Source organism: Bacillus sp. GMa5/1, from assembly GCF_050172015.1.
Classification (GTDB): Bacteria; Bacillota; Bacilli; order Bacillales; family Bacillaceae_G; genus Bacillus_A; species Bacillus_A cereus.
In genome coordinates, this window is record NZ_JBNLYC010000219.1 from 1 (window position 1) to 5,803 (window position 5,803).

Below are 5,803 nucleotides of genomic sequence, written 5' to 3' on the forward strand. Positions count from 1 at the left end.
GGTATAAATTTTATAGGTTATATACGGAAAAAGAAAAAAGAAAGCGGTGTAAAAAATAAAATGAAAAAGCTAAAAATGGCATCTTGTGCATTAGTTGCAGGATTAATGTTTTCTGGGCTAACACCAAATGTATTTGCAGAAGATAAAATTTCTGACGTGAAATCACAAATTAACACACAAAATGACACTTTACATAAACAACAACAAGAACGTGATGAATTACAAAAGCAAATGAATGACTTAAACAAAACAATTCAAGGTTTAGATAAATCCGTTCAAGAGAATGCTGCAAAGCTTGATGAAACAATGAAAAAAGTTTCTGATACTGAGCAATTAATTGAAAAGAAAAATAAAGATATTGCAGAATTACAAACAAAGATTGCAAAACGTGAAGAGCTACTAAGAAAGCGTTTAGTTGCACTTCAAGAACAACCAAATACGAACGTTGTAACAGAAGTTCTTGTAAACTCTAAAAACGTTGCAGATTTAGTTGATCGTTTAACTTCTGTTTCTAAAATTCTTGAGTCTGATGAAGATATCATGAAAACACAACAAGAAGATCAAGCTAGTGTGAAAAAAGATGTTGCAACGGTAAAAGAGAAACAAAAAGAATTAAAAGAAGCACAAGCTCAAATTGAAACTGCTAAGAAAGAACTTGACGCTGAAAAAGAGAAAAAAGCAACAGCGGTAAACGATTTAAGCGGTAAAATGGATACAGTTGTAACTTCAATGACAAGTACGGAAGGTCAATTGAAAGAGCTTGAGAAACAAGCATTACAATTACAACGCATTGCCGAAGAAGAAGCACAAGCAAAAGCTGCACAAGAAGCTGCTGCTCAAAAACAAGCAGAGCAAGCTGCTAAAGCTGCGCAAGCTCAACCAGCACAAGCACCTGCAGAGCAAGCTGCACCAGCAAACAATGGTGGACAAGCTCAAAAAGAAGAGCCTAAAAAAGAAGAACCAAAAAAAGAAGAGCCTAAGAAAGAAGCACCTAAACAAGAAGAGAAAAAACCAGCTCCAACACCAGATCCAAATCCGACTCCGGGCGTAATTGGTAAGGCAAAGCAATACTTAGGTATGCCATATGTTTGGGGAAGTGCATCTCCATCAAACGGTGGTTTTGACTGTAGTGGATTCATTTCTTACATCTTTGGTGTAGGTCGTCAAGACGTTAGGGGTTACTGGAACTCAGTTTCTAAAGTAGGTAGCCCACAACCAGGAGACTTAGTATTCTTCCAAGGTACTTATAAAGCAGGTCCATCTCACATCGGTATTTACGTTGGTAATGGCCAAATGATCCATGCTAGTGATAAAGGAATTGCGTACGGTGATATTAACAGTTCGTATAACCAAAAACATTTCTTAGGATACGGTCGATTCTAGGATTTATAAAAGAATAAAAAACGTGTATAAAGTCGATAGCTTACTATTTTATAAGTAGGTTATCGGCTTTTTTGAGTTTTTACGAGATGATGAGAAAGGTTTATAGTAGTGCTGGAGGTGATTGTTGATGCTAGCGGGGAAACAGTTGCTATTAGAAGAACTTTCTTCAGATTTACAGAGGGAATTAAACGATTTGAAAAAGAAGGGAGAGATCGTATGTGTACAAGGTGTAAAAAAGAAGAATTCTAAATATATGTGCCAACGCTGCGGAAATGTAGATCGGCGGCTATTTGCGTCGTTTTTATGTAAAAGGTGCAGTAAAGTGTGCGCATATTGCCGGAAGTGTATAACGATGGGGAGAGTAAGTGAATGTGCTGTACTTGTTCGCGGGATTGCTGAAAGAAAGAGAGAAAAGAATTCAAATTTGTTACAGTGGAACGGGACGTTGTCTACTGGCCAGAATTTGGCGGCGCAAGGAGTTATAGAGGCTATTAAGCAAAAAGAATCATTTTTTATTTGGGCTGTATGCGGGGCTGGGAAAACAGAGATGTTGTTTTACGGAATTAACGAAGCGCTTCAAAAAGGAGAAAGAGTTTGTATCGCAACGCCGAGAACGGATGTTGTTCTGGAATTAGCACCGAGATTGCAAGAAGTATTTCCATATATAAAGGTAGCGGCTTTATATGGAGGGAGTGTGGATAAAGAAAAAGATGCAGTACTAGTCGTTGCGACTACGCATCAATTATTACGTTATTATAGGGCGTTTCATGTCATGGTTGTAGATGAGATAGATGCGTTTCCATATTGTGCAGATCAAATGTTACAGTACGCGGTAAAACAAGCGATGAAAGAAAAAGCGGCGCGTATTTATTTAACTGCGACTCCAGATGAAACGTGGAAGCGAAAACTTAAACAAGGTAAACAAAAAGGTGTTATTGTTTCTGGACGATATCATCGTCATCCTTTGCCAGTTCCTTTATTTTGTTGGTGCGGGAATTGGAAAAAAAACCTCATTCATAAAAGAATTCCTCGAGTTTTACTACAGTGGTTACAAACATACTTAAATAAAAAATTCCCTATTTTTTTATTCGTCCCCCATGTGCGATATATAGAAGAAATAAGCTTGTTGTTAAAATCATTAAACAATCGAATTGAAGGTGTACATGCAGAAGATCCAGGGAGAAAAGAAAAAGTAGCGGCTTTCAGAAAGGGAGAAATCCCATTATTAGTTACAACGACAATTTTAGAGCGAGGCGTAACGGTGAAAAATTTGCAAGTCGCAGTTTTAGGGGCGGAAGAAGAAATATTTTCAGAAAGTGCGCTCGTACAAATTGCGGGCCGAGCAGGGCGGAGCTTTGAAGTGCCGTGTGGAGAGGTCATTTATTTTCACTATGGTAAGACAGAGGCGATGGTGCGCGCGAAAAAACATATTCAAGGTATGAATAAAAATGCGAAAGAACAAGGATTGATCGATTAATGCATTGTTTACTTTGTGATGAGTGTTTTGTAGAAAAGATTAGTTGGTACACTTTTTTTGTAAAGTGTCATAGAAAATATATATGTGATAGATGTGAGCAGAAACTTTCCTATATTATAGGAGAAATTTGCATGGAGTGCGGGCGACCTTTAGAATTTGTTCCTGCCTCATTTCAAGAAGACGGTATTTGTATAGATTGTATAAGGTGGACGAAAGAGGAGAAGTATCGTTCTTTTAAAAACCGTTCGTTATATATGTATGATGATGAGATGAAAGAAATAGTAGCGCAGTTTAAGTTTCGGGGGGATGCAGAGTTAGTGCACATTTTTTATCGTCCTTTTCGAAATTTATTTCAAAAGCATTTTGCCAATGTTTCAACTGTTATCGCTGTTCCGCTTAGTAAGGAAAGGGAAATTGAACGTGGTTTTAATCAAGCTGAGTTATTAGCAACTTGTTTGCCTGTCAAAATTTCTTATCCATCATTAAGAAGAAGGGAAACAGAAAAGCAAAGTAAGAAGACACGTAAAGAAAGGGTGTCAGGAAGCAATCCTTTTTATTTTCAGGGAGAAGAGATGTTTTCTGGGCAACATATTTTACTCGTTGATGACGTGTATACGACAGGGATTACAGTTAGGCAAATCGGAAGTTTGTTATATGAAAGAGGGGCAAGAGAAGTATCTAGTTTGACACTTTGTAGAAGTTAATATGGCAGTGTCGAAAGGGATAATAAAAAGGCGATAAGTCTTCTTTGACTTCATATGTTGTCATTCGTTATAGTCAAAATATGGGGCGAATGCCCTGATTTTTAGAGTGAAGGGAATGGAATGAACATGCAAGGAAGAGTGAAATGGTTCAATGCAGAAAAGGGATTTGGGTTTATTGAGCGTGAAGATGGTGACGATGTATTTGTCCATTTTTCTGCTATTCAACAAGATGGATATAAGTCATTAGAAGAAGGGCAACAAGTAGAGTTTGACATTGTAGATGGAGCACGTGGACCACAAGCAGCTAATGTTGTGAAACTGTAGGGTATATTGTTTTTGGAAGAGAAAGCTGCGTTTGTGGCAACGTTATATATATGTAGTAGAACCTCTTGTTTTTCGCAAGGGGTTTTTGTTATAGTGTAAGTTGTCAAAAAGTTGTTTCTTTTCTGTAACGAATTGTCCACAGAAATATTCGTTATTCACGATGTTAATAGGATAAAATAAAGATAGAAACGATGCATCTTTTCATTTCAACAAAAAACGATAAAAAAATCGCAATTCCACTAATTTTTTTAAAAAAGTTAGAAGGAGTTTTTAAGCCAATGTCGAAATTATAATACATAGGCTTGAAAGGAGGAATTCATCTATGAAATTCAACATTCGTGGTGAAAATATTGAAGTAACTCCAGCATTAAAGGAATATGTAGAGAAAAAACTAAGTAAGTTAGAGCGTTATTTTGATACATTCCCAGAGATTAAAGTTAATTTAAAAGTATACTCTGACAAGCAACGTGTCGAGGTAACAATACCATTTACTGATTTATTACTTCGTGCAGAAGAAACTAATAGCGATATGTACGCTGCTATCGATTTAGTAGTTGATAAAATTGAGCGACAAATTCGTAAACATAAAACAAAAGTAAATCGTAAGTTACGTGAGAAAGGTTCTATGAAAACGAACTTTATCCTTCCAGAAGCAGTAGCTGTTTTGGATGAGGTAGAAGAAGATGAATTAGAACTTGTACGTACAAAACGATTCGATTTAAAACCGATGGACGTTGAAGAGGCAATCCTACAAATGGATATGCTAGGACATAATTTCTTCGTCTTCACAAATGCTGATACAAACGAAACTAATGTTGTATATGGCCGTAAAGATGGGAAATACGGTTTAATCGAAACTAAATAATAATTCGAAAGCGCAGCCGAAATGGCTGCGCTTTTTTTGTATTTTTCGCAGCAAGGTTAAAAAAGTTTTATAAGTAGCCGATTTCATTAAGAAGTGATTTTTAGGCGGTATTTCCTCAAAACAGCAGGAGAAAATTCGAAACTTAGAGAGGTGAGTTACTCTTTATTATTTGGAACAGGCATAGGAATGTAGCTACCTTTACAAGTAATTCTTTGCTAGGGATATAGTATTGTTTTTAAAAATTTAACGAAATGTTCGCAAGTGTAAAAGTAATATTAAATATTCTGAAATCCATTGAAGGTGTGTTGAGGTGTTGTTACCATAATATTGTATTATATTGATTTTGTTCCTTCAGTGGAAAAATACAATCAATATAATGCTACAAATTATCGGAGGTGCTTTTAGTGGGCATTAAGAAAAAAAGTCGTTTTATGTTTGGATCTGTTTTATCGTTAGGTATTTTAGCTAGTACTTTCGCTTTAACCGAACCGGCTAAGGCTAGTACAAGGGATGACCATGTGAATTTTACCTTTAGACTTTGGAGTCCATATGATTATACTAATGCACGTCCTAAAGAGACGCCTACCTCTATGTATATGCGTGTGAAGAGCAGTGAGAAGGGCGGAGGTTCTTTCAATGTTTGGACAGAAGCAGATAAAAATAAAAATGCAGAAGATAGAAAATGGGTAAATGTTTCAGGTAAGCATGAAGGAACAGTGATACCAGGTAGAACATATCTTTTTCAAAATTATGCATATGAAAACCATGGGAAAAATGTGCCTGTGAGATTTGGTGGTTATTCTAGAGAAAATAATGCTTATCCTACTGCTTGGAGTCCTGATAGTGTAAGACCTAGTGGACCTTACATTGAATATTGATTTAGAAATTATAAATTGAAATTATTTATTTTATAGTGCTAGAAAAAGTCGTATAGTTTCAAATCCGGATTATACGACTTTTCCTGCTATTTCATTTTTAAAATAGGAGGAGCTGTAATGAGGTTTATTTCAAAAAATATTTTGTTTGTTTCTAATATTGAGAATCAGTTTA

6 protein-coding genes are annotated in these 5,803 nt (G+C 36.0%); all 6 read left to right on the plus strand.

Annotated features, from left to right (window positions below; translation table 11 throughout):
• Positions 1-1,383, plus strand: a 1,383-nt coding sequence (locus ACQGSG_RS25795) for an NlpC/P60 family protein (protein WP_426948329.1), incomplete at its 5' end; no start/stop codon positions are given.
• 127 nt (positions 1,384-1,510) lie between these two features.
• Positions 1,511-2,860, plus strand: coding sequence for an ATP-dependent helicase ComFA (gene comFA / locus ACQGSG_RS25800; RefSeq protein WP_214631723.1), 1,350 nt, complete (start codon positions 1,511-1,513; stop codon positions 2,858-2,860).
• Positions 2,860-3,564 (plus strand): ComF family protein, encoded by a 705-nt coding sequence (locus tag ACQGSG_RS25805; protein WP_080450914.1) that lies wholly within the window; start codon positions 2,860-2,862, stop codon positions 3,562-3,564. Before comFA ends, ACQGSG_RS25805 begins: the two co-directional genes overlap by 1 nt.
• A 126-nt stretch (positions 3,565-3,690) precedes the next feature.
• On the plus strand, positions 3,691-3,888 hold the full coding sequence (gene cspC / locus ACQGSG_RS25810; RefSeq protein WP_001990088.1) for a cold shock protein CspC: 198 nt from the start codon (positions 3,691-3,693) through the stop codon (positions 3,886-3,888).
• A 322-nt stretch (positions 3,889-4,210) separates the two neighbouring features.
• Complete coding sequence (hpf, locus tag ACQGSG_RS25815) at positions 4,211-4,753, plus strand: ribosome hibernation-promoting factor, HPF/YfiA family (protein WP_000671186.1); 543 nt, start codon at positions 4,211-4,213, stop codon at positions 4,751-4,753.
• Positions 4,754-5,157: 404 nt separating this feature from the next.
• The gene (locus ACQGSG_RS25820; protein ID WP_000511548.1) at positions 5,158-5,631 is read left to right on the plus strand and encodes a hypothetical protein; all 474 of its coding nucleotides are present in this window, start codon (positions 5,158-5,160) and stop codon (positions 5,629-5,631) included.
• Positions 5,632-5,803: the final 172 nt, after the last annotated feature.